This window comes from Pseudomonas sp. BTN1 (genome assembly GCF_001907715.1).
Taxonomy (GTDB): domain Bacteria; phylum Pseudomonadota; class Gammaproteobacteria; order Pseudomonadales; family Pseudomonadaceae; genus Aquipseudomonas; species Aquipseudomonas paracarnis.
Genome location: NZ_MPBM01000040.1, coordinates 36,323 through 58,919, shown reverse-complemented (window position 1 = coordinate 58,919; position 22,597 = coordinate 36,323). Strand labels below are relative to the sequence as shown.

The 22,597-nt window shown below is 62.8% G+C and carries 21 protein-coding genes and 1 pseudogene; 16 read left to right on the top strand and 6 right to left on the bottom strand.

Annotated elements, in window-relative coordinates:
* Positions 1-8 precede the first annotated feature (8 nt).
* Positions 9-381, bottom strand: a pseudogene (locus BMH52_RS29680) (integrase); the annotation flags it as partial.
* A gap of 542 nt (positions 382-923) precedes the next feature.
* On the opposite strand from BMH52_RS29680, the gene aqpZ reads away from it, so the two are divergent.
* Positions 924-1,616: an aquaporin Z gene (aqpZ, locus tag BMH52_RS20795; RefSeq protein ID WP_073844912.1), complete on the top strand. Its 693-nt coding sequence runs from the start codon at positions 924-926 to the stop codon at positions 1,614-1,616.
* Positions 1,617-1,656: 40 nt separating this feature from the next.
* Here the strand turns inward: aqpZ and BMH52_RS20790 are convergent, their stop codons facing one another.
* Both BMH52_RS20790 and BMH52_RS20785 read right to left on the bottom strand, forming a co-directional pair.
* Positions 1,657-2,988, bottom strand: coding sequence for an LLM class flavin-dependent oxidoreductase (locus BMH52_RS20790; RefSeq protein WP_072433808.1), 1,332 nt, complete (start codon positions 2,986-2,988; stop codon positions 1,657-1,659).
* Between the two features lies 1 nt (position 2,989).
* Positions 2,990-5,182 (bottom strand): TonB-dependent receptor, encoded by a 2,193-nt coding sequence (locus BMH52_RS20785; protein ID WP_073844910.1) that lies wholly within the window; start codon positions 5,180-5,182, stop codon positions 2,990-2,992.
* Between the two features lie 197 nt (positions 5,183-5,379).
* Between BMH52_RS20785 and BMH52_RS20780 the strand changes: the two genes are divergently transcribed.
* The 12 genes from BMH52_RS20780 to gspD all read left to right on the top strand — a co-directional run bounded on the left by BMH52_RS20780 (position 5,380) and on the right by gspD (position 16,226).
* On the top strand, positions 5,380-6,417 hold the full coding sequence (locus BMH52_RS20780) for a LacI family DNA-binding transcriptional regulator (protein ID WP_072433810.1): 1,038 nt from the start codon (positions 5,380-5,382) through the stop codon (positions 6,415-6,417).
* A 257-nt stretch (positions 6,418-6,674) separates the two neighbouring features.
* A complete protein-coding gene (gene gspE, locus BMH52_RS20775) occupies positions 6,675-8,342 on the top strand; it encodes a type II secretion system ATPase GspE (protein ID WP_256575811.1) in 1,668 nt (555 codons plus the stop codon).
* Entirely contained in the window at positions 8,339-9,535 is a 1,197-nt protein-coding gene (gene gspF / locus BMH52_RS20770; protein WP_072433811.1) for a type II secretion system inner membrane protein GspF, read from the top strand. Before gspE ends, gspF begins: the two co-directional genes overlap by 4 nt.
* Positions 9,536-9,555: 20 nt before the next feature.
* Positions 9,556-9,966, top strand: a complete 411-nt coding sequence (gspG, locus tag BMH52_RS20765) for a type II secretion system major pseudopilin GspG (protein WP_019821138.1) — start codon at positions 9,556-9,558, stop codon at positions 9,964-9,966.
* Positions 9,967-9,973: 7 nt separating this feature from the next.
* Entirely contained in the window at positions 9,974-10,399 is a 426-nt protein-coding gene (locus BMH52_RS20760) for a GspH/FimT family pseudopilin (RefSeq protein WP_072433812.1), read from the top strand.
* Positions 10,396-10,728, top strand: a complete 333-nt coding sequence (locus BMH52_RS20755) for a type II secretion system protein (protein ID WP_014719114.1) — start codon at positions 10,396-10,398, stop codon at positions 10,726-10,728. Before BMH52_RS20760 ends, BMH52_RS20755 begins: the two co-directional genes overlap by 4 nt.
* Positions 10,725-11,333, top strand: coding sequence for a prepilin-type N-terminal cleavage/methylation domain-containing protein (locus tag BMH52_RS20750; protein ID WP_072433813.1), 609 nt, complete (start codon positions 10,725-10,727; stop codon positions 11,331-11,333). The genes BMH52_RS20755 and BMH52_RS20750 overlap by 4 nt, the downstream gene beginning before the upstream one ends.
* Entirely contained in the window at positions 11,330-12,031 is a 702-nt protein-coding gene (locus BMH52_RS20745) for a hypothetical protein (RefSeq protein WP_014719112.1), read from the top strand. Before BMH52_RS20750 ends, BMH52_RS20745 begins: the two co-directional genes overlap by 4 nt.
* Positions 12,028-13,020 (top strand): PilN domain-containing protein, encoded by a 993-nt coding sequence (locus BMH52_RS20740; RefSeq protein WP_072433814.1) that lies wholly within the window; start codon positions 12,028-12,030, stop codon positions 13,018-13,020. Before BMH52_RS20745 ends, BMH52_RS20740 begins: the two co-directional genes overlap by 4 nt.
* Positions 12,995-13,597 carry a type II secretion system protein GspM gene (gspM, locus tag BMH52_RS20735; RefSeq protein ID WP_032902001.1) on the top strand — a complete coding sequence of 201 codons (603 nt, stop codon included), beginning with the start codon at positions 12,995-12,997 and terminating at the stop codon, positions 13,595-13,597. The genes BMH52_RS20740 and gspM overlap by 26 nt, the downstream gene beginning before the upstream one ends.
* Positions 13,594-14,094, top strand: coding sequence for a general secretion pathway protein GspN (locus BMH52_RS20730; protein WP_032902000.1), 501 nt, complete (start codon positions 13,594-13,596; stop codon positions 14,092-14,094). The genes gspM and BMH52_RS20730 overlap by 4 nt, the downstream gene beginning before the upstream one ends.
* Positions 14,095-14,099: 5 nt before the next feature.
* Entirely contained in the window at positions 14,100-16,226 is a 2,127-nt protein-coding gene (gene gspD, locus BMH52_RS20725; RefSeq protein ID WP_072433815.1) for a type II secretion system secretin GspD, read from the top strand.
* 147 nt (positions 16,227-16,373) lie between these two features.
* Here gspD and BMH52_RS20720 read toward each other — a convergent pair whose 3' ends face one another.
* The 3 genes from BMH52_RS20720 to BMH52_RS20710 all read right to left on the bottom strand — a co-directional run bounded on the left by BMH52_RS20720 (position 16,374) and on the right by BMH52_RS20710 (position 19,859).
* Positions 16,374-17,210: a 5'-nucleotidase, lipoprotein e(P4) family gene (locus BMH52_RS20720; protein ID WP_072433816.1), complete on the bottom strand. Its 837-nt coding sequence runs from the start codon at positions 17,208-17,210 to the stop codon at positions 16,374-16,376.
* Between the two features lie 90 nt (positions 17,211-17,300).
* Complete coding sequence (locus tag BMH52_RS20715; protein ID WP_073452980.1) at positions 17,301-18,515, bottom strand: DUF1835 domain-containing protein; 1,215 nt, start codon at positions 18,513-18,515, stop codon at positions 17,301-17,303.
* Positions 18,516-18,782: 267 nt separating this feature from the next.
* Positions 18,783-19,859: an aldo/keto reductase gene (locus BMH52_RS20710; protein ID WP_073844908.1), complete on the bottom strand. Its 1,077-nt coding sequence runs from the start codon at positions 19,857-19,859 to the stop codon at positions 18,783-18,785.
* 214 nt (positions 19,860-20,073) lie between these two features.
* On the opposite strand from BMH52_RS20710, the gene BMH52_RS20705 reads away from it, so the two are divergent.
* From BMH52_RS20705 to BMH52_RS20695, 3 genes are read left to right on the top strand one after another with little or no spacing between them, the layout of a single operon-like run.
* Positions 20,074-20,706: a glutathione S-transferase family protein gene (locus BMH52_RS20705; RefSeq protein ID WP_019821152.1), complete on the top strand. Its 633-nt coding sequence runs from the start codon at positions 20,074-20,076 to the stop codon at positions 20,704-20,706.
* Positions 20,707-20,722: 16 nt separating this feature from the next.
* Complete coding sequence (locus BMH52_RS20700; protein WP_073844906.1) at positions 20,723-21,643, top strand: LysR family transcriptional regulator; 921 nt, start codon at positions 20,723-20,725, stop codon at positions 21,641-21,643.
* Entirely contained in the window at positions 21,643-22,527 is an 885-nt protein-coding gene (locus tag BMH52_RS20695) for a LysR family transcriptional regulator (RefSeq protein ID WP_073844904.1), read from the top strand. Before BMH52_RS20700 ends, BMH52_RS20695 begins: the two co-directional genes overlap by 1 nt.
* The last annotated feature ends 70 nt before the right edge of the window (positions 22,528-22,597 follow it).

Here is a 22,597-nt window from a genome sequence, read left to right as displayed (position 1 = left end):
GCACAAAACTACCCAGTGACTTCGCAGATATTCAGGTCCGGAACTGCCTCGGACCAGATGATTTCATCATGGTCTCGCTGGTAGTTTTTGGTCATGCCCTCGCTCGCATGACCCGCAGATCTTCTGCCCCTCGAAACGCATGTCTAGGATGTCGGTCCGCCGCTGAGCGATGATAAGCGCCAGGCCGATGGCGTTCTGTAGCCAGGCAGGCGACTTTTCCCTGATAGCCTTCAGGCCCTCAACGGTGTGCCGCTTGCGCTGCTTCTTCTCGACTCGTTTGATGGTGCTGGCCGCTGGGTTGTCCGGGCAGAGGCTCTTGGCTGCGGCGTGGTTGAAAAAGTCGACCAATGGCGCCCGGCATTGGTTGGCTGAGCGCGGGGTGAACCATGATCCCAACATGCTCGACGCTGATTACCGGGATGGGGCTGACGAAGCTGGAAGCTCTGTGGCGGGAGCGGGACGCAGACCTGCTGGCTTAGCAGGTAGCAATGACGATAGCCCGGCCCAGCGCCGGGCTATTGTTTCGCCTCAAGGCAACCCGACTGGTAGGTAATCCATAGCCTTTACCGGGCGGGGCTGCTTTCGGCTCCGGGTTCATACGGATGGGCGTGCAGATCGGCATCAACTCTGTTCTCAGCGCGGCCTTTTCCGTTGAAATCGCCCAGTCGACGACCGAGACCAGCAGAGGTGTCCGCTTGCATGGGACGCCAGGGGGCGGGTGTTCGAGTCACTCCGTCCCGACCATATTATTCAATGAATTAGCCCAATCGGTGACGGTTGGGCTTTTTCAGGGAATAAATGCCCTTCCCAGCATCCGTCGCCATTTTTCATAATCACCACACACCAAGGAAATTTCCCACATCCAACGCCGGTACCCCGTTGTTAGGCTCCCACTCTTTGACCTAACTTCAAGGAGTTACCTGATGACAAAACGTCTAGCCGCCGAGTTCTTCGGCACATTCTGGCTGGTACTGGGCGGTTGCGGCAGTGCCGTTCTGGCTGCCGCCTTCCCTGAGCTGGGCATCGGCTTTGTCGGCGTGGCCTTGGCATTTGGCTTAACCGTATTAACCATGGCCTACGCCGTCGGCCATATTTCCGGCGGGCATTTCAATCCCGCGGTCACCCTGGGTTTGCTCGCCGCCGGGCGGATTGACGGCAAGGACGTGGCGCCCTACATCCTCACTCAGGTCCTGGGCGCGATTGCAGCTGCCGGGGTGTTGTACCTGATCGCCAGCGGCAAGGCCGGGTTTGATGTGTCGGCGGGGTTTGCCACCAATGGTTATGGTGAGCACTCTCCAGGTGGCTTCTCGTTTCTGTCAGTGGTGGTCACCGAGTTTGTACTCACGGCGTTTTTCCTGCTGATTATCCTGGGTGTTACCGATAAAAAGGCGCCGGCCGGTTTTGCGCCGCTGGCCATCGGGTTCGCCCTGGTCTTGATTCACCTGATCAGCATTCCGGTGAGCAATACATCGGTTAACCCGGCGCGCAGTACGGGCGTGGCACTGTTTCAAGGCGATTGGGCGATAGCCCAGTTGTGGGTGTTCTGGGTGGTGCCTTTGCTCGGTGGCGTGTTTGGTGGGCTCGTGCACCGGTTCGTGTTGGCGACAAAACAGTAATCGCTCAGGCCACCTTTGCTCGGCGAGCTGGCCGTGTTCTTCATGATCGAGCCGCCTTGTAACGGTTGCCCGGGCGCGCCAAACCAAGGTTTTCGCGCAGTGTGGTGCCGGTGTATTCGCGACGAAACAAGCCGCGTCGCTGTAATTCGGGAATGACCTGGCGGGCAAAATCCTCCAGCCCGCCCGGCAGGTGCGGTACCAGGATATTGAAGCCATCCGCCGCACCTTCTTCGAACCAGCGCTGCAGTTCATCGGCGATCTGAATCGGCGTGCCGATCACGCTGTAATGACCGCGGCCACCGGCAATGCGTCGGCCCAGTTGCGCCAGTGTCAGCTGTTCACGCTGGGCCAGTTCACTCAGCAGTTGCTGGCGGCTGCGTTGACCGCTGTCGGTCAAGGGTAACTCGGGCAGCGGCCCATCCAGGGGGTAGCCGGACAGGTCGAAATTACCCAACATGCGCCCCAGCAACGCCACCCCCACCTCGGGTTCGACCAGCGCCTGGAACGCTTCGAATTTGGCCTGGGCCAAGGCTTCGGTTTGGCCCACCACCACAAACACGCCCGGCATGATTTTCAGCGAGTCGGCCTCGCGCCCGTATTGGCCCAGGCGAGCTTTGAGGTCGCTATAGAAGGCCTGCGCGTCGGCCAATGAGGTCTGCGCGGTAAACACCACTTCGGCGGTCTGCGCGGCCAGTTCACGGCCGGTTTCCGAGGAGCCAGCCTGCACGATCACTGGCTGGCCCTGGGGCGAGCGCGCCACGTTCAGGGGGCCTTTGACCTGGAAGTGTTCGCCCACATGGTCCAGCACATGGCGTTTACTTGGTTCGTAATAGCGCCCGCTGGCCTTGTCGCGCACGAAGGCGTCGTCGTCCCAGCTGTCCCACAGCCCCGTCACCACCTGATGAAATTCCCGTGCGCGGCTGTAGCGTTCGGCATGCCCCAGGTGCTCGTCGCGACCGAAATTCAGCGCCTCGGCGGCGTTATCCGAGGTCACCAGGTTCCAGCCTGCGCGACCGCCGGAGAGGTGATCCAGCGAGGCGAATTTACGCGCCACGTGGTACGGCTCGTTATAGCTGGTGGTGGCGGTGGCGATCAGGCCGATATGTTCGGTCACGGCACTGAGGGCCGAGAGCAGGGTGAGCGGCTCGAAATGATCCGAGCGCGCCATCTGGCTGGCGACCTCGCCGGTGGCGGCGGCAATGCTGTCGGCCACGAACAGGGCGTCGAACTTCGCCGCTTCCGCCACCCGTGCCAAATGCTTGTAGTGGGCAAAGTCCAGGCCAGCGTTCGCCGGTACGTCGGGGTGGCGCCAGGCGGCCACATGGTGCCCGGTGGCCATCAGGAAGGCGCCGAGTTTGAGTTGACGGCCCATGCTAGAAATCCTTGCGTAGTTGCACGCCGAAGTAACGCTCATCGTCACGAGGCACGGCGCGGTAGATGTAGTTGCCGCCGCTGGCCAGCAGCGGTGAGTAGGATTTGTCAGCGAGGTTCTTCGCCAACAGCGCCACGCGCCAGCCATTGGTGTAGTCGGCCAGGGCCACGCTGGCGTTCCAGAGGCCGTAGGCGCCTTGTTTGGTGTCGAGGTTCTGGCTCATGTCGTACTGCACTTCGCTCTGCCAGCTGTAGTCAGTGCCCAGTTCGATATCCAGGCCGTTATCCAGAGGGATGCTGTAGTCGGCGCGCACGTAGCTTTTCCAGTCCGGGCTGAACGGCAGTGGTTTGCCATTGACGTTGCAGGTTGCCGCTGCGCCTGGCGGGCACGCGAACTGATCGATGCGCGCTCGGGTATAGGCCAGGGCGCCGGAGAGCTTGAGTTGCTGAGTGGCTTGCAGGGCGTAATCGAGCTCGACGCCTTCGGTGCTGACGCTGCCGGCGTTGATCAGGCGCGTCACGACTTGGCCGGCAACCGTGTCAAAAAAATTGGCCTGGTAGTTGTCGTAGTCACTGTGGAACACCGCCAGGTTGGTGGTCAGGCGGTTGTTCCAGGCCGTGGCCTTGATTCCGGCTTCCCAAGTATTGGAGGTTTCTGGCTTGAGCGCGTCGGTGTCGCGCGGCTGCATGTTGAAAAACACGTTGTAGGCCGGGCCTTTGTAGCCACGCGAGTAAGTGAGGTAGCTGGTCACGGTGTCGCTGATGTCGTACTGCACGCCCAGCCGCCCGGACCAACCGTCCTCGTCTACCGAACCGGAACTCGATGTCGCCGGTTGAATGCCGCTGACGGTAGTGGCAGAGGTGGACACGCGGCGATGGTCGTACTTCAAGTCGTCATGGGTGTAACGCAACCCGGCGATGCCGCGAAAGCGCGAGGTGAAGTTGAGCGTGGTCTCGCCGAACACCGCGTAGCTGTCGCTGGTGGTGCTGTAGTCGGCAATGCCTCTATCGACCCGCGTCGTGGTGGTGAGGGTACGCTGATAGGTCTCCTCATCCTTGCCATGCATGTAGAACAGGCCGCCGACGTACTCCAAGAACTCGCCTTTGGGCGAGGCCAGGCGCAGCTCCTGGGAGTATTGGTCGAACGCCAGGTCGCCCTTGTCAGCGGTGCCGGGGAACGCGGCGGTGACCGTGCCCAGACGGTCGCCATCCTGATATTGAGTGTTGTCCCAGCCGCGCCAGGCGGTGATTGACGTGAGGGTGTAGTCACCCAGATTCCAATCCAACTGCGCCGACAAGCCCTTGTTAATGTCTTCCACATGGCTGCGGGTATCGGTGTTGATATCGCGGTTGTCGCTTGAGGCGCGCACCGGCCTCAAGGCATTGCTGAACGCCGGGTTCAGGGACTTGCTGACCACACCATTGGGCGCGTCATCGTGGGACTGCATGTAATCGGCGCTCAGGGTCAGCTTCACGTCGTCGTTGGGCGTGAACTCCAGCTTGCCGCGAATGCCCTTGTGGTTGTAACCGTTGACCTCCTGGCCGTTGTGGCGGTTGTCGACGTTACCGTCGTAGCTGCCGAACAAAGTACTGATCGAGCCCTTGAGCACCTCCGGCACCAGGCTGCCGCCGATGCCAAAGCGCGTGCGGCTTTCATGGCCGCTGTAGAACGACTGGTCGATAAAACCGTGGGTCTGGGCAGTCGGCGCCTTACTGGTGATATTCAGCACACCGGCCGACGCGTTCTTGCCGAACAGCGTGCCTTGCGGGCCACGCAGCACTTCGATGCGCTCCAAATCCAACAGGTCGAGTGTGGCCTGGCCGGGGCGTGCATAGACCACGCCATCGATCACCGTGGCCACCGTTGGCTCAACGCCCGGCGAGGTTGAAATGGTGCCCACGCCGCGCACGAACAATGAGGTGTCCTTGTTCGAGGCGCCGGTGCGAAAGTTCAGCGACGGTACTTGCTGCGCGATGCTCGCCACCCCGTTGCGATTGTCACGCTCCAGTTGCTCGCCATCGAGCACCGAGACGGCCACCGGGACTTTTTGCAGCGATTCTTCGCGGCGGGTAGCGGTGACTGTCACGGATTGGAGCGTGGGTTCCTGTTCGTCAGCCGCTACAGCGCCGCAGACGGGCAAGGCGCAGAGGCCTGCCAGAAGCAACAAATGGGTGTGCCGTGGAAAGTTATGCATGCTGTGCCCGCTCGAAAAAATACCCTGGTCCGCTGCGGTTCTGCGACCTTCAGCGCCTGAAAATGTCTTGGGCATTCGCTCGAGCGAGTAGCAGACAGTGCGCTTTGTTAGCGCTAACATCGGCATTATTGAAGGCGTCGGTTTAGAGCGTCAAATACTAAAAAATTAGTTTTATATTCCTTTTTGAGGTTTTTGCCGTGAACGAACACAAACCGCGCAAGCGCCGGGGCGCCGGCCGCGTCACCCTCAATACCGTGGCGCGCCAGGCCGGGGTGTCGGCCATTACGGTGTCGCGTTACTTCAACCAACCTGAACAGGTGTCACCCGAGCGCCGTGAACGTATCGCCCAGGTAGTCGCGCAGTTGGGGTATGTGCCGAACCTGGTGGCCGGCGGGTTGGCCTCCGCGCGCGGCAAAATCGTTGCGATGGTGACTCCGAATATCTCGGGGCCGATTTTTGCCAATACGCTGCAGGGCTTCAGCGACACCCTCAATCGTCACGGCTACCAACTGTTGCTGGCCTCCAGCTATTTCAGCGTCGAGCAGGAGGAAAGCGCGGTGCGCGCTTTTCTCGGTTGGTCGCCGGCAGCGCTGGTGCTGACCAGCCGCTTTCACAGCCCTGGCACCGAGAAGATGATCGCCGAGGCAGATATACCGATCGTCGAAACCTGGGACTACGTGCCGGAACGCGCGCCGTTGCAAGTGGGGTTTTCTCATTATGAAGTGGGCGTCACCGCCGCGCGCTACTTGCATGGCAAAGGCTATCGACGCATCGCCTTCGTACAAAACAGTGCAGTGGGCGACTTCAGCGCATTGGAGCGGCGCGATGGATTTACCGCGACCCTCTCCGAGTTGGGTGTGCACCCGTGGGTCTTTGTGCCGGACGCCGACCGTGCGCCCTTCGAAGCCGGCAAGCAAGCCATGGAAGCGCTGATGGGGCAGGCGATCACGCCCGATGCGATTTTCTTCGCCAATGACAACCTCGCCGCGGGCGGTTTGCTGGCCGGTCAACGCGCCGGGCTGAGCATCCCCCAGGACTGCGCCGTATTGGGTTTTGGCGATTACCCGTTTGCCCACATGTTGTTGCCCAGCCTCAGCACCCTCCAGCCACCCGCGTTGGAGATTGGTGTCCTCGCTGCCACACGCGTCCTGCAAAGTCTGGGCGTATTAGCCACCGATGAAGTTAAGCGCTTGAATCTTTTGCACTGTCAGTTAATTGAAAGAGAGAGCACCTGAATGACCCGCCGTTATGGCTAATTGCAACTAGTGGCTATTGGCTGCTAACGCTCTAAATCAGTGCATTTGGCAATGTTTTGTATTTAATTACCCCCTCGTCCGGAACTAGGGCTATAACTTCCAGTCGATACACCCGGCTAACGCCTGCCTGGGCTATGGCGAACTAATGGCATTGTTCGGTAGTTCTAAATAGCCATACTTTTCGCAACGTTAGATATTCCTCAATGATGTCGTCAGCGCCCATCGATGCTTGCAAAATGCAGATCCCGCATACCGACCAGGTGTGCGCGTGGCTGATGCAGCACGCCGGGCTCAAAATCGCTGATCTGGAACGCGCCCAGCGTTTATCCACTGAGCCTGGCGACCTGCTCGGTTTACTCACGCGCCTGGGCCTGGTGTCCGAGGTCGAACTGGCTCGCGCCTGGGCCGATTTGCTGAATGCGCCACTGCTGCTGGCCGACGCGGCGCCACCGTTGCTCGACCCGCTTCCCGTGCTTACCGAGCGCTTTATGCGTCATTACCAGGTCGTGCCCATGGGGTGGCATCAGGGCGGGTTGCGTGTAATGGCCGCCAACCCGGCGCAGTGGTATCCGTTCCAGGCCCTGGCGTATGCCTGTGAGGTGCCGGTCTGGCTGGCCGTCGGTTCGCGTAATGAAGTCGACACGCTGATCGAGCGCTATTACGGCCAGGGCCGTTCCGCCATGGGCAGCCTGATCGAAAACCTCGATGAGCAGGGCGGCGTGCTGGAAGACATCGAACACCTCAAGGACATGGCCTCCGAAGCGCCAGTGATTCGCCTGGTCAATCTGATCCTGCAGCGCGCCGTGGAACAGCGCGCCTCGGATATCCATATCGAACCCTTCGAAAACCAACTCAAGGTGCGCTACCGCATCGACGGCGTGCTGCACGACGCCGAAGCACCGCCTGCCAGTTCGTCGGCGGCGGTGATCTCGCGGGTGAAGATAATGGCGCGCCTGGACATCGCCGAACGACGCCTGCCCCAGGACGGGCGCATCATGCTGCGCATCCAGGGCAAGGCGCTGGATCTGCGGGTGTCCACGGTGCCCACTAGCTTCGGCGAGTCGGTGGTGATGCGCCTGTTGGACCGGCAAACCGTGCAATTCGATTTCCCCAGCCTGGGCTTTGATGGCCCGCGCCTGGCGGCCTTCCAGGATCTATTGGCGCGGCCCCACGGCATCCTGTTGGTCACCGGGCCTACGGGCTCGGGCAAAACCACCACGCTCTATACCGCGTTGTCGCAGCTCAATACCGCTGAACGCAAGATCATCACCGTGGAAGACCCGGTGGAATATCAGCTTGAAGGGATTAACCAGATCCAGGTCAAGCCGGCCATCGGCCTGGACTTTGCCGGAGCGCTGCGCGCCATCGTGCGCCAGGACCCGGACGTGATCATGATCGGCGAAATCCGCGACCTGGAAACCTGCCGCATTGCCGTCCAATCGTCACTCACTGGCCATCTGGTCCTCTCGACCCTGCACACCAACAGCGCTGCGGCGAGTATCACGCGCTTGCTGGACATGGGCGTGGAAAGCTACCTTATTGCCTCCACGGTCAGCGGTATTCTCGCCCAGCGCCTGGTGCGGCGCCTGGACCCGGCCACGCGAGTAGCCTTCCAGGCCCCAGCGGAATTGATCAAGGAGCATGGCCTGGATCGCCTGACCGAGCAGCGTCCGATCCTGCTTTACCGCGGTGACTATCACGGCCGCAGCGCCCTCACTGAATTGTTGGTGATGAACGATGAGTTGCGTGGCTTGCTGATGGGCCACGCCGACGCCGCCAGCCTCGAGCACGCCGCCCGCCGCGCCGGTTTGCGCACCTTGTATGAAGACGGTTTGCGCCAGGCCCTGGCCGGTGTCACCTCCCTGGAAGAAGTGCTGCGCGTCACCCGCGGAGATGACGCGTGAGCCTGTTCAAGTTCCGCGCCCTGGACAGCCAGGGCGTGGCCCAGAGCGGCACGTTGCAGGCCATTGACCAAGCGGCCGCTGTCGCCGTCTTGCATCAGCGCGGGTGGTTGTTGCTGCACATCGAAACGGCCAGCGGCCCCTTGTTGCGCCAGGCACGTGGGCAGTTGAAGGGCGTAGCGCTGGTGAGTTTCACCCAGCAATTGGCCACGCTACTGGGCGCCGGCCAGCCCCTCGAACGCGCTTTAAACCTGTTGCTCAAGCAAGCCCGCCATCCCCAGGTGCAGGCCTTGATCGAGCGCATTCGCGACCAGGTCAAGGCCGGCAAACCGCTGTCGGCGGCGCTGGAGGAGGAGGGCGGCACGTTTTCCCCGCTGTACCTGAGCATGGTGCGCGCCGGTGAGGCCGGCGGGGCGCTGGAGGGCACCTTGCGCCAGCTCAGCGACTACCTGGAGCGCAGCCAGTTACTGCGCGGCGAGGTGATCAATGCGCTGATCTACCCGGCGTTCCTGGTGGTGGGTGTACTGGGTTCCCTGGCGCTGTTGCTGGCCTATGTGGTGCCGCAATTCGTGCCGATTTTTCAGGACCTTGGCGTGCCGATTCCACTGATCACCCAGGTGATCCTGGCGCTCGGCGAGTTCCTCGGTGCCTATGGCCTGGTGGTGCTGGCCGGGTTGTCGATCAGTGGGTGGATCCTGGCGGCGCGCCTGCGCGCCCCCCTGCGCCGTGAGCGTTACGACCGTCACCTGCTGGGCATCCGCGTGATCGGCCCGCTGTTGCAACGGGTGCAAGCCGCCCGCCTGACCCGCACCCTCGGCACGTTGCTCAGCAATGGCGTGGCGCTGCTGCCCGCGCTGGTGATCGCCCGGCAAGTCTGCAGCAACCGTGCGCTCCAGGCGCAAGTGGCGCTGGCAGCGCAACGGGTCAAGGGCGGCGGTACGCTGGCCGATGCGTTCGGTCGCCAGCCGCTGCTACCGGAGCTGGCGCTGCACATGATCGAAGTCGGTGAACAGGCCGGCGAACTGGACAGCATGCTGCTCAAGGTTGCCGACATCTTCGACGTCGAGGCCAAGCGCGCCATCGAACGCTTGCTCGCGGCAATGGTGCCGACCCTGACCGTGGTCATGGCGGTGCTGGTGGCGGTGATCATGCTGGCGATCATGCTGCCGCTGATGAGCCTCACCAGCCATATATGAACTTTCAAGGGGCAGAACCGATGAAAACCCGACACCGCCAAGGCGGCTTCACCCTTTTGGAAATGCTGGCGGTGATCGTGCTGCTGGGCATTGTCGCGACCATTGTGGTGCGCCAGGTCGGTGGCAATGTGGACAAGGGCAAGTACGGCGCGGGCAAGGCGCAACTGGCCAGTTTGAGCATGAAGATCGACAGCTACGCCCTGGACGTGGGCGCGCCGCCCAACAACCTGCAACAGCTGCTCGACAAGCCGGCCAGTGCTTCGAACTGGGCCGGCCCCTACGCCAAGCCTTCGGAGCTGAAAGACCCGTTCGGCCACGGGTTTGGCTATCGCTTCCCCGGTGAGCACGGCGCCTTCGACCTGATCTTCTACGGCCAGGACGGCCAACCCGGCGGCGAGGGCTACAGTGCCGACCTGGGCAACTGGGAATAACCCGCCCGTGGCCCAGCGAGGCTTTACCCTGCTGGAGATGCTGGTGGTCATCCTATTGATCGGCATTGCGGCGGGTTTGTTGGGGCTGGGTGTACGGCAAGGGCTGCAGGTGGCCAAGGAGCGGCGGGTGGTCGCGCAGATGGTCGAGGCGCTGCGCGCCACGCGCGCGAGCGCCATCGTCAGCGGCCAGGCGACGCACACTCGGTTTGACCTCCAGGGCCGCACATTCCAGGCTTCAGGGCGTGCGTCACAGCAGTGGCCAGCGCAGGTGCAAGTGACCTTGCACAGTGCCGAGCAGGCAGGGTCCGCCGTGGTGTTCTATCCCGACGGCAGTTCTACCGGCGGCAACCTGCTGCTGGCCAACGGCAGCCGGCGTTGGCGCATCGATATTGGCTGGCTCACCGGCAGTGTGCAATCCAAGGCGCTGCCATGAAGCACCAGGCCGGCTTCACCTTACTGGAAATGCTCGCCGCCCTGACGTTGATGGCGGTGTGCAGCAGCGTGTTGCTGGTTGCCTTCGGCCAGAGCGCGCGCGCCTTGTCCCAGGTGGCCCGCAGTGACCGCCTTACCCATGCCGCGCTCACGCTGCTGGACCAGGAAGCTGCCGGCCCGCTGATTGAAGGAACCCGCCAAGGCCAACTCGACGGCATCCATTGGCAACTGACCAGCACCCGCCAACAGCCGCACCTGTTTCGTCTTGACCTGAACGTGCGTGAAGGCGCGCATCAGGCGCACTTCAGCACTTTGAAGGCGCGCCTGTGAAGCGCCGTGAGCAGGGTTTCACCTTGCTGGAAGTGCTCGTGGTGCTCAGCCTGCTGTCGGTGTTGTTGCTGCTGGTGAGCGCAGCGTTGCTGGGGGCCAATCGGGCGGTGGCCAAGGCACAGGCCTACACCGTCAGCCTGGATGAAATGCGCGCCGCCCAACAGTTTTTGCGCACCTCGATCAGCGAGGCGCTGCCGCTAAAGCTCACTGGCGATGACAGCCAGGCCGAAGGTTTTTTTATCGGCACGCCTGAGCGTCTGCAATTTGTGGCGACCTTGCCCGGTGTATTGGGCGGGGGGATCCAGCGCTTTACCCTGCAACGGGTCGGGCAGGATCTGCAGGTGGCTTTTTCGCAGAGGGCCTCCCACGCCAACGCGCAGCGCGATGAGCCGCAGGTACTTTTGCACAACGTCGAGGCGCTGCAGTTCAGCTATCGCGGTGTCTCGCCACTGGGCCAGCCCACCGACTGGTTGAGCCCGTGGCCCTGGCCCCGGCGCCTGCCCACAGCGGTGCGCATCGACGCCTCCGTCGACGGGCCGGTGCCATGGGTCGCCCAGGTGGTTGCGCTGCGCCTGAACCTGTCCAGCGCGAGCAGCGAAGAATGAAGCGCCAACGCGGTGCGGCCCTGTTGCTGGTGTTGTGGGTGCTGGCCTTGCTCAGCGTATTGCTGGGTGGCCTGGCCGGGTGGGTGCAACTGCAAAGTCGCCAGGCGCTGTGGCTGCGCCAGCATACCCAGACACTATTGGCCGCCCAGGCCGGTATCGCACAGGTCATGGCGCAAGGGCAGTGGGTGGCGGACGGGCGTTCTATGGCGCTGACCTTCGACGACGCCCGCTTGCAGGTCAGTCTGCGCAGTGAGCGTGGCAAGTTGTACCTGGTCAACGCTGCCCCCCAAGACCTCACGCGCCTGGCCCTGGCCTGCGGCGCCACACCGGTTCAGGCCCAGCAGTTGGCCAAGGCCCTTGAGACGCGGCGCCATAAGGGCCTGGCGCCGTTTCGGGTACTGGAGCAAGTGCGTCAACTTCCCGGCATGACCCAGGCGCTCTACAGCGAACTACTGCCGGAAATTACCTTGTGGAGCGACCTCGACCGGCCCGCTTCGGCATTCGCCAGCCCCTTGATGCGCAAGGCGCTGAACCTGCCACGCCAGGACGCCGAGGGCGTCGACCCCGGCCAGGTCGTGGAAATCGACAGCCGCGCCGAGCGCCCCGGCGGCTATCAGGCACGCCTGCGACTGACCCTTTTATTAAGCCCTGCGGAGGACAGCGCACAGCCCTATCGGGTGGTGCGGTGGCAAGAATGATTCAACTCGAACCAATTGCCCGCTATTGGCGCGGCAGCCTGCTGCAACAAGGCTGGCGCCTGTGGCTCACAGAGTTACGCGGCTGTGTGCCGAAGTGGCTGGCGTTCCAGGACCCGCCCGAGCACGTTCATCACTGGCCGCTCACGGCACCGGTGGTGCCAGGCAATGCGCGCCAGGTGCTGATGCTTGCTCCTGATGCTGTGTTGCAGCAAAGCGTGCAACTGCCTCTGGCTGCCGCGCGCAACCTCGTGGAGGTGGTTGGCTATGAACTGGACCGCTATACCCCGTTCAACGCCGAGCAGCTCTACTTTGTCGCCCGCCTGGAGCAGCGCATGCCCAGCCACCTGGAGGTGAGGGTGGTGGCGATCCTGCGCGAGCGCCTGGACCAGGTCCTCACTGACTGTGCCGCCCTCGGCCTTTACCCACACCGTGTGGACGCGGCGGGCCTGGGTATCGACCTGCTGCCCGCGCCGTTGCGCCCGCGCTCACGTTCTGCCGGCAAGCAATTGCAGCGCAGCCTGCCGTGGTTGTGCGGCGCGTTGCTGATTGCGGCGATGCTGTTGTGGCTCAACGATCGCCAGCGGGTACTCGACAGCATGCACGCCACTGTTCAACAGCAAAAAGCCGAGGTCGCGCAGGTGCACGCCCTGCGCCAGCAACTGCTCAACACCCGTGGTGCGGCGCAGTACCTGTCCCAGCGCAAACGGGCGCAACCCCCCCTGGCCGGCCTACTGAATGACTTGACCAACTGTCTGCCCGCCGACACCTGGCTCGACCAATTGGACGTCAAGGACGGCGAGGTGAGCTTTTCCGGCCAGAGCGCCAAGGCCAGTGGCCTGATCAGCCGCATCAAAGGCTGCCAGCGCTTGGACAACGCACAGTTCGAAGGGGTGATCCAACCCGACGCACGTACCGGCAAGGACCAGTTTGCCTTGCGTGCCCACCTACGCCAGGAGGCCGCCGATGCGCCGACCCCTCACACGCCGTGAACGCCGCGGCGCCGCCTTGTTGACCCTGGCGTTGGTGCTCGGCGCGGCCTATTGGCTGTTGATCGACAGCTGGTTCGCCGGGCCGCTGCGGGCCATGGGTGAACAGGCCGAACAGTTGCGTGAACAGCAGCAGCGCTATGCCAGCGTCATACGCCAGGGCGATGCCTTGCGCGAACAGCTGGCGCAGGCACAGCAAGACCCGGCCAGCAGCGCCAGCCTGTTGCCAGGGGACGACCCGGACGTGGTCGCCGCCGACCTGATGCAGCGTCTTGCCGACCTGATCAACAGCCACGCCAACCTCGGCGGCGGCTGCAACCTCACCCAGCGCAAGCCGATCACGCCTGAACAAAACGACAGCGAGCCCTATCGTCAGGTCAAGGTCAGCCTCACGCTCAATTGCGCGATCGAACCGCTGACCGCGATCCTGCATGGGCTGGAATATCAGCCGCCTTTTCTGTTCGTCGATGAGCTGCATATTCGTCGCGACAAACAGGCGCCAGCCAGTGGTGGGGCAGGCAAGCTGGCGGTGCAACTGCTGGTGCGCGGCTACCTGCAACCGGCGCGGGTGGCACCATGATCGGCCCATTGCGTCCTCTTGAATGGGGCTGGCTCGGCTTGGCCGGGCTCTTGGGGCTGTTGATGGCGATGATCCTCAGCAGCATCGGCGACGCCCCCCGGTGGTTACCCGATGCGCCGGTGCACGCGCCTCCCTCGTTCCAGGTGCAGGCCGCTCCCACGCCGGCGTTGCGAGACCTTGCCGGTACCTGGCAAGCGCCGCTGTTCAGCCCGGATCGCCGCCCGGACCGGGAGGTGGGTAAAACCCAGGTGGCGAGCCTGGCCAACCTGACCCTCAGTGGCATCATGATCACCGGCAACCTGCAAATGGCCATGCTCAAGCAAGCCGGTGGCCCAACGCTCACGGTGCGCTTGGGCCAGGCGTTGCCCAACGGCTGGCGCCTGGAACACCTGACCCCGCAATACGCTCGTTTTGCCCTGGACGGGCGCACCCAGACCCTGAGCCTCTACGGTAAGCGGTTACCCCTGATCTCACATCCCCGCGAGTCTCTCCCTTGATTGATATGCGCACTTCGCTGTTTTGCCTGGCTACCGCCGTCTCCCTGAGCGGCTGTGGCTCTTTGCCCGACACCCTCGACCCGAACGACGACCTGCTGCACGAGGCCCTGCAGGGCACCGGCGCACAACGCCCGGCGCTTCAGGCGCCTGTGGCCGAAAGCCCTCCACCTGCCACCCAGGCTCCGCCGCAGCGCCAGCTGATTCGTGGCAATCAAGCGTTTGTGCGCCAGCCCGCAGCGCCGGCAAACGTGCCGCAGCAGGGGGGCGACATCGTGTTCAACTTCGCCGACCAGCCCATCGAGGCCGTGATCAACAGCGTGATGGGCGACCTGTTGCACGAGAACTACAGCATCGCCGAGGGCGTGAAGGGCACTGTCAGCTTCTCCACCTCCAAACCCGTGGACAAACAGCAGGCGCTGTCGATTCTCGAAACCCTGCTGTCCTGGACCGACAACGCCATGATCAAGCAGGGCAACCGCTATGTGATCCTGCCGGCCAACCAGGCAGTGGCGGGCAAGCTGGTGCCGCAGATGCGCGTGGCGCAACCGGCCAGCGGCCTCTCGGCACGTCTGTTTTCACTGCGCTATATCTCGGCCACCGAGATGCAGAAACTGCTCAAACCCTTCGCCCGTGAAAACGCTTTTTTGTTGGTCGACCCGGCGCGTAATGTCCTGAGCCTGGCCGGCACGCCCGACGAACTGGCCAACTACCAGGACACCATCGACACCTTCGACGTGGACTGGCTCAAGGGCATGTCGGTGGCGGTGTTCGGCCTGCAACGCGCCTCGGTGGCCGAGCTGATGCCCGAGCTGCAAGCCATGTTCGGCGCGGACAGTGGCACACCCCTGGCCGGCATGCTGCGGTTCTTGCCGGTCGAGCGCACCAACTCGGTGGTGGCGATTTCTTCCCAGCCCCAGTACCTCAGCGAAGTGGGCGACTGGATCCGCACCATCGACGAGGGCGGCGGTAACGAGCCGCAGATGTATGTGTACGACGTGCGCAATATGAAGGCCGCCGACCTCGCCAAGTACCTGCGGCAGATCTACGGTAATGGCGCGATCAAGGATGACGCCCCGGCGAAGGTAGCACCGGGCTTGCGTACCACCACCCTGTCCTCGTCCACCAGTGCCGGTTTGCAGGCGAGCGCCCCGGTGCCCGCAGCCGAAGAACCTGAATCCGAGCCTGCCGAAAACACCCAGGCATCGCCCACCAGCGACCTCGAAGCGGGCACGCGCATCACCGCGCAAAAGAGCAGCAACCAACTGCTGGTACGCACCCGCCCGGCGCAATGGAAAGAGATCGAAGCGGCGATCAAACGCCTCGACAACCCACCGCTGCAAGTGCAGATCGAGACGCGCATCCTGGAGGTCAAGCTCACCGGCGAACTGGACCTGGGGGTGCAGTGGTACCTGGGCCGCCTGGCCGGCAATTCCACCAGCACCACGGTGGCCAATGCTTCCGGCAGCCAAGGCGCCTTGGGCGGTGGCGGGGCAGGGCTGGGGGCGGCGGACTCGTTGTTCTACTCCTTCGTCAGTTCCAACCTGCAAGTGGCCCTGCACGCCCTGGAGACCAACGGCCGCACCCAGGTGCTATCGGCGCCATCGCTGGTGGTGATGAACAACCAGCCGGCGCAGATCCAGGTGGGGGACAACATTCCCATCAGCCAGACCACCGTCAATACCGGGGACGCCGACACCACCTTGAGCAGTGTCGAATATGTACAGACCGGGGTGATCCTGGATGTGGTGCCGCGCATCAATCCGGGTGGGCTGGTGTACATGGATATCCAGCAACAGGTCAGTGATGCCCAGAACCCGACGGGGAACAGTGAGACGCCGGTGAACCCGCGCATCTCCACGCGCTCGGTGTCCACCCAGGTGGCGGTGCAGAGTGGCCAGACAGTATTGCTCGGCGGATTGATCAAGCAGGACAACGCTGAGAGCGTCAGTGCCGTGCCTTACCTGGCGAAGATTCCGGGGTTGCGCTGGTTGTTTGGCAATACCGGCAAGTCCAAGGACCGCACGGAGCTGATTGTGCTGATTACGCCGAGGGTGATTACCAGCAGCAGCCAGGCGCGGCAGGTGACGGATGATTATCGCCAGCAGATGCAGTTGTTGCGACCCGCCCAATAAGCCCTCTCCTACATTGATCGTTCCCACGCTCTGCGTGGGAATGCCGCCCTGGACGCTCCGCGTCCCATCTGCACAACGTGACGCGGAGCGTCACAGGATGTATTCCCACGCAGAGCGTGGGAACGATCATCACGGCAGGGCGTCACCCTATTGCTGCAACAGCAACGCCTGCTGCTTGAGCCTGCGTTTCTGCGCAAACGGCAAGCTCTCATCATCCCCATACGGTGCGCTGTACCAGTTGCCGTAGCTCGGGTTGGGCAGCAGGAACCAACGCTGGCCCAGCCAATTCACATAGGGTTCGACGGCCTTGCGCTGTGCATCCAGGGTGTTGTGCTCGGCCTGCACGAAATCGCCCAGGGAGTCTCCGGCCATCAACAGCACGCGGGCATGGTTGGCGACCCATTGGCGGCGGCAGTTCTTGCCGTAGCCCGCGCTTTCGCAGTGGCCGGTGGGGGTGCTGGCCGCCAGGATCTGTGCGTCGCTCTCAATCGGAAATCCGCGCAAACGCAGGTTTTTGGCGGTGGCCGCGACCTGGCTGTGTTCTCGGTTGGTGAGGTAGTAAACCTGGATGCCTTTTTGCCGGGCCGCCTGCAGGAACGCCACCGAGCCTGGCAGTGCCTGGGCCTTGGCCTGCTCGACCCAGGTGTTCCAGCGATCATAGGAATAGACCTGATTGTTGATGATGTCGCGGGCGTTGAGGGGCACGTTGTCCAACAGCGTTTCGTCGATATCCACCACCACCGCCGGGGGCAGGCCGGCCAGGTTGCGTGGGGCAAAAGGCAGGGCGTCCCAGCTCGGGTCGGCCAGGGCGACGTCCAGTTGACGGGTGGCATTGGCGAAGAGCTGGCGGTAGATCAGTTCGTGCTCGATGGACGTCTGGGTCCAGAGCACGGCGTCGAGTTGGTCATTGGCCGGCGGGTGTTGCTGGCAGCCTGCGAGGGCGGTGGTGAGCAAGCAGAGGCTGGCAAAGAACAGGTTGCGCATGGGCTGGGTCTCGAAGAGCGTGGTGGCGTGGTCAGCACGCCAGTCTAATCACTTGCGATGCTCGCGGCTCGTTGCCGTTTCGCAATCGTCTTAAAGCCAGGCTTCACCCCAGGTGGGCATGTGGTGATTGCCCATTCGCCAATGGGGCTGCCGAGGCCTGAGGCACACACCGCCGACCCAACGCTCATGGCTGGCGTGGTCCATCCAGTTGGTGTCGCCGTTCAATACAGCCTGCCCCAGTGGCGTCAACGCCAAGGGGCGCTTAGGCCATGGTTGATCCCTCTCTGTTTCCACCAGCAACGGCTGCTCGCCATCGATCAACGGCCGCATCAGCGCATGAAACATCAGGTCGCCAAGGAACGGCAGGGGTTCGCGCCTGGCCATCAACTCTGCGAAGACCCGGGCAAACGCCACTGGCCCGCTTTCGGCGATATACCTCAGCGCCAAGCGCTCGGTCAGTGAGAGGCCATCCTCAATTCCTGGCAACTCCTGCAATTGGCGGCGTAGCGCCGGTGCAAGCAGCGGCAGGCTCGGGTGAGCGGTACGGGCCAGTTCTGCCAGCTTGGTCGGCGAGGAGTCGCAATAAGCCGACCAGGCTTGTTTGGCCAGGTGCACCGCCGTGTCGTCGATCAAGCGTCGCTGCGGCCATAGCCAGGCAAGCACGTCGGGCGCCAGTTGCCCGATCCCGATAAACCGTTCGACGCCCGGTATGCGGTCGACCTCGATCAGCTCAAGTTTTTTCGGCGTGCGTTCAAGACTTGAGAGTGCGCGAATCAGGAACAATTGGTCATAGGCATCCGCTTCACACCACAACACGCTATGTTCGGCGCCGGCCAGTGCGTCCAATTGGGTGTATTCCCCGTCAACGCGCAGGTTTACATCAGCAGGGGTCAAGGCAAAAGTCTGGCTGATAAAAGCGCTGCGCAGGCGGCGGAATTCGGCGCTGGGAAGATTGCGTACGGGGCCCATGCACAGTGGGTCGCTGAGCATCTGGAAGCGGCCCTTGAACCCAGCCACCTGCAAGCTGTGGGCAATGTCATTGCCACAGCGCCAATGGTGAGTACGTGCCTCGTCGCTGGCCTCGAAACCGGGGTGGCGCGCAGCAAAGTCCAGGGCATCGATATGCGCCTTGAGCTTGGGCCAACTGGCAAAACCCAATTGCCTGGCGACCTGCCATTGGGCCTGGGCCAAGGTGGCGCTGGGGTCTAGTTTTTTCAGGTGCGACAACAGTTCCTTGGCGCGCTTGCGCTGCTGCTCAAGGTTGAGGCGGCCATTGGTAGAGGAGGCCAAAGGGCGTTGCGACATACGAGCTCCTTGCACAAACCTTTTCCGCTTCAAGGTTGGGAGTCGTAGAAATGTGGTGGAGCTGGGATGTCTTGGGCGCAGCCCTTTCCGCGGAAGGTGGCGTAGAGAGCGCCAGGCGGGAAATATAGGCAGCATTGCCGTTCGGTGCAACCCTGAAAATGTGGGCTTGCCCCAATGCCACTCAGTCAAGCGCAGCTCCCACATAGGATTTTCGTTGCTTTGGGGATTGCGTTCGCTTAATTCATCGACATTGGGGCAGGTGCTGTTTTATTTGTCCTGGCGCGCAGCCAGGGTTTTTTGATGCTCGGCCAGGAAGGGTTGCTCCGCTGGATCAAAACGATCAATCCCGGCGGTGAAGCGGTGCCAGTAGGGGTACAACGGCTGACGGCGAGTGACGGCTTCGATGCGCGCCGACTGCTCGTCGGTGAGTTTCAGTTCGGTGGCCGCCAGGTTATCGCGCAGGTGTGCTTCAGTACGGGCGCCGACAATCAGCGAGGTGATCCCCGGGCGATCCTTGAGCCAGGCCAGGCAGGTGCGGGCGACCGAGACGCCGTGTTCATCGCCGACGGCGGCGAGGGTCTCGATAATGTCCAGCGCACGTTCCTGGTCGTGGACGTAGGGTTCCGGCCAACCGCTGCCCTGGCGGGTATTGGCCGGTGGCTTGTGCCCGCGTCGGGTTGTGCCGGTCAGCAAGCCTTCGCCCATCGGGCCCCACACCAAAGTGCCGACCTGCTGGTCCAGGGCCAACGGCAGCAACTCGTACTCGGCCTCGCGGGATTCCGGGGTGTAGTAGATCTGCTGGGTAATCGGCTTGAGCATGCCGTGCAGTTCAGCCTTGCCCAGGGTTTTCATCATCTGCCAGGCGGTGAAGTTGCTGGTGCCGAAATAGCGGATCTTGCCCGAACCCACCAACAGGCGCAGGGCTTCCAGGGTCTCTTCGATTGGCGTCATGCCGTCCCAGTTGTGCAGTTGGTACAAGTCGATGTGGTCGGTACCCAGGCGCTTGAGGCTGGCTTCGCACGCGCGGATCAAGTGGTAGCGCGATGAGCCGGAGTTGTTGGGGTTGTCGTCCACCGGGCTGCGGCCCTTGGTGGCTAGCAGAATGTCGTGACGCTTGTCGCCCAGCGCCTTGCCCACCACTTCTTCGGCCAGGCCGTGGGAATAGAGATCAGCGGTGTCGACCATATTCACCCCGGCGTCGAACGCCATATCGAACATGCGCTTGGCCAGGGGCACATCCACCGCACCGCATTTTTCAAATTCTGCGCGACCGCCAAAAGGGACGGTGCCAAGGATGATTTCCGATACCAGCAGGCCGGAATGACCCATTTGTCGATACTGCATGTTGCCTCCTACTTAACGTTGCACGTGAAGGTGTGAACGATGGGGGCGGCGATAGTTTGAATTTTTTCGTGAAATCCTCGCGCCCGTCTTGGCATGACGTCAATGAAGATTGTTTCGCTGGATGAAATGCTGGATTGTGAATCCTGGTCATTCCGCCAGACAGGGCAGCGGTAGAACATCCCTGGCGTCGATACCCACTCATTTGGAGCCTGTCATGACCCAGCCTGCGATCAAACTCTATGGTTTTCCCCTGTCCGGCCACTCCCACCGGGTCGAGCTGATGTTGTCCCTGCTGGGGCTGGCGAGTGAATTTATCCTGGTGGACCTCAAGCAAGGCGCGCATAAAACGCCTGAGTTCCTCACCACCCTGAACAGCTTTGGCCAGGTGCCGGTGATTGATGACGGCGGCATGGTACTGGCCGACTCCAATGCGATCCTGATTTACCTGGCCAGCACCTATGGCAGCGGCCAATGGCTGCCGAGCGACCTTGTCGGGCAAGCCAAGGTGCAGCGTTGGCTCTCGGCCGCCGCCGGCCCACTCCATGCCGGGCCTGCCACGGCGCGCTTGGCCACGGTGTTTGGCGCCGAGGTGGACACTGTCGGCGCAATCAACCGTGCCCATGCCTTGCTGAGCGTGATGGAGCAGCAACTGAGCCAGAGCCGTTTCCTCGCCAGTGAGCAGCCCAGCATTGCCGATATCGCCTTCTACACCTATGTGGCCCACGCGCCGGAAGGCAATGTGTCCCTGGCCGACTACCCTAAGGTGCGCGCCTGGCTCGCTAGCATCGAAGCACTGCCGGGTTTCGTTGGCATGCCGCGCACGGCGGTGGGGCTGCAATCGCAATAACAACCAAGGGGCACCGATGGACCGATTTCATGAAATGCAGGTGTTCCTGGCCGTGGCCGAGGAGGAGGGCTTCGCGGCTGCCGCCCGGCGCCTGAACACGTCGCCGCCCAGCGTGACCCGCGCCATTGCCGCCATGGAACAACGCATCGGCACCCAGTTGCTGGCGCGCACCACCCGCAGCCTGCACTTGACCGAAGCCGGCCAGCGTTACCTGGAAGACTGCCGACGCATCCTTGCCGAGCTGGACGAAGCCGAGGAAGCAGCGGCGGGCAGTTACTCCATCCCGGGCGGCCAGTTGACGGTGACCGCACCGGTACTGTTTGGCGAGTTGTATGTGGCGCCGGTACTGGGGGATTATTTGGACCGTTTTCCCTTGGTGAGTATCAACGCCTTGCTGGTCGATAGGGTGGTCAATATGACCGACGAAGGTGTTGACGTGGCGGTGCGTATCGGCCACCTGCAGCCATCCTTGCAGCAAGCGATCAAGGTCGGCGAAGTACGCCGGGTGGTGTGCGCATCGCCGGCTTATCTTGACCAACACGGGCGGCCCCAGCGCCCCGAGCAGTTGCGTGAGGCCAAGCTCGTCACCTCATCGTCCAGCCAACTGGTCAGTGAGTGGACATTCATCGACGCCGGCCAGCCGCTGAAGGTACCGATCGAGCCACGCCTGGTGGTCACCGCCAACAATGCCGCGATCAACCTGGCCCGCCTGGGCTGGGGCATGACGCGGGTGCTGTCTTACCAAGTCGCGGCAGCGGTGGCGGCGGGTGAGCTGGAGCTGGTGCTGGAGGATTTCGAACCGGCGCCGCTGCCGATCCACGTGGTGTTCCAGCAAAACGGCCGCATACCGGCCAAGGTCAATACGTTTGTGGATTTCCTCAGCCATCGCCTCGGGCAGGACCCGGCCCTGAACGCGGCGACGAAGCAGCGCGCCTGATGGAGCGTTTTCGCGATATGCAGCTGTTTGCCGCGCTGGCCGGGCAACCCAGCCTGGCGTCGGCGGCGCGCCATGCGCAGGTCTCCGGCCCGACGCTGGTACGAGCGGTTGCGCGCCTTGAGGCACGCCTGCGCGTGGTTTTGCTGCAACGCAGCACCCGTGGGGTCAGCCTGACCGATGCAGGCCAGGCTTACCTTGCCGACTGTGTGCGTCTGCTGGCAGCGGTGGACGCGGCCGAGGCTTCGGCCAACGGTTTGCATGTGCAGGCCCAGGGCGACCTGCGGATATTCCTGCCGTTGCTGTTCAGCCGCTATGTCATGGCGCCGTTGTTGGCCGGCTATGCGGATCGCTACCCGGCGGTGCGTGTCATCGCGCGCTACCACGATTATTTCCCTAACCTGCACGTAGAAGGGCTGGATGTGGCGGTGCTGGTCGGCGAATTGCCCAGTTCGTCGCTGATTGCGCGGCAGGTCGGGCAGGTGGGCACTGTCCTTTGCGCCAGCCCCGCTTACTTGGCGAACCGGGGCGAACCCCGACATCCGGCCGACCTCAAGCAGCATCATCTGATTGCCAGCGCCGACCCGGTGCACTGGGATTTCCCGCATTACACCCTCAAGGCTCGCGCCCGGCTGCGTTGCGCCACTGTCCAAGGTGCGATCAATGCGGCGGTGCAGGGGGCTGGCGTGATTCGAGCCTTGAGTTACCCCCTGCACGAACACCTGGCGAGCGGCCAGTTGCAGCGCCTGTTGCCTTCCTTCGAGTTGCCGCCGCAGCCGGTGTATGTGGTTTACCGCGAAGGTCGTCATGCGTCGATGCGCGTGCGCAGCTTTGTCGACTACTGCGTCACCGCGTTGCGCGAGCATCCGGCGTTTCAGTTGGCGTAATAGTGGATTGCCCAGGGTGGGCATTCTCTCCATCGCGGTGTGGGTGCAGCATCTTCAGTATCTAACCGGA

What these genes read in the sequence shown, in the direction of transcription:
- aqpZ (WP_073844912.1), top strand. Translation starts at nt 924, where the DNA reads ATGACAAAACGTCTAGCCGCCGAGTTCTTCGGCACATTCTGGCTGGTA.
- BMH52_RS20790 (WP_072433808.1), bottom strand. Translation starts at nt 2,988, where the DNA reads ATGGGCCGTCAACTCAAACTCGGCGCCTTCCTGATGGCCACCGGGCAC.
- BMH52_RS20785 (WP_073844910.1), bottom strand. Translation starts at nt 5,182, where the DNA reads ATGCATAACTTTCCACGGCACACCCATTTGTTGCTTCTGGCAGGCCTC.
- gspE (WP_256575811.1), top strand. Translation starts at nt 6,675, where the DNA reads ATGCAGATCCCGCATACCGACCAGGTGTGCGCGTGGCTGATGCAGCAC.
- gspG (WP_019821138.1), top strand. Translation starts at nt 9,556, where the DNA reads ATGAAAACCCGACACCGCCAAGGCGGCTTCACCCTTTTGGAAATGCTG.
- BMH52_RS20755 (WP_014719114.1), top strand. Translation starts at nt 10,396, where the DNA reads ATGAAGCACCAGGCCGGCTTCACCTTACTGGAAATGCTCGCCGCCCTG.
- BMH52_RS20745 (WP_014719112.1), top strand. Translation starts at nt 11,330, where the DNA reads ATGAAGCGCCAACGCGGTGCGGCCCTGTTGCTGGTGTTGTGGGTGCTG.
- BMH52_RS20740 (WP_072433814.1), top strand. Translation starts at nt 12,028, where the DNA reads ATGATTCAACTCGAACCAATTGCCCGCTATTGGCGCGGCAGCCTGCTG.
- gspM (WP_032902001.1), top strand. Translation starts at nt 12,995, where the DNA reads ATGCGCCGACCCCTCACACGCCGTGAACGCCGCGGCGCCGCCTTGTTG.
- BMH52_RS20730 (WP_032902000.1), top strand. Translation starts at nt 13,594, where the DNA reads ATGATCGGCCCATTGCGTCCTCTTGAATGGGGCTGGCTCGGCTTGGCC.
- gspD (WP_072433815.1), top strand. Translation starts at nt 14,100, where the DNA reads ATGCGCACTTCGCTGTTTTGCCTGGCTACCGCCGTCTCCCTGAGCGGC.
- BMH52_RS20720 (WP_072433816.1), bottom strand. Translation starts at nt 17,210, where the DNA reads ATGCGCAACCTGTTCTTTGCCAGCCTCTGCTTGCTCACCACCGCCCTC.
- BMH52_RS20715 (WP_073452980.1), bottom strand. Translation starts at nt 18,515, where the DNA reads ATGTCGCAACGCCCTTTGGCCTCCTCTACCAATGGCCGCCTCAACCTT.
- BMH52_RS20710 (WP_073844908.1), bottom strand. Translation starts at nt 19,859, where the DNA reads ATGCAGTATCGACAAATGGGTCATTCCGGCCTGCTGGTATCGGAAATC.
- BMH52_RS20705 (WP_019821152.1), top strand. Translation starts at nt 20,074, where the DNA reads ATGACCCAGCCTGCGATCAAACTCTATGGTTTTCCCCTGTCCGGCCAC.
- BMH52_RS20700 (WP_073844906.1), top strand. Translation starts at nt 20,723, where the DNA reads ATGGACCGATTTCATGAAATGCAGGTGTTCCTGGCCGTGGCCGAGGAG.
- BMH52_RS20695 (WP_073844904.1), top strand. Translation starts at nt 21,643, where the DNA reads ATGGAGCGTTTTCGCGATATGCAGCTGTTTGCCGCGCTGGCCGGGCAA.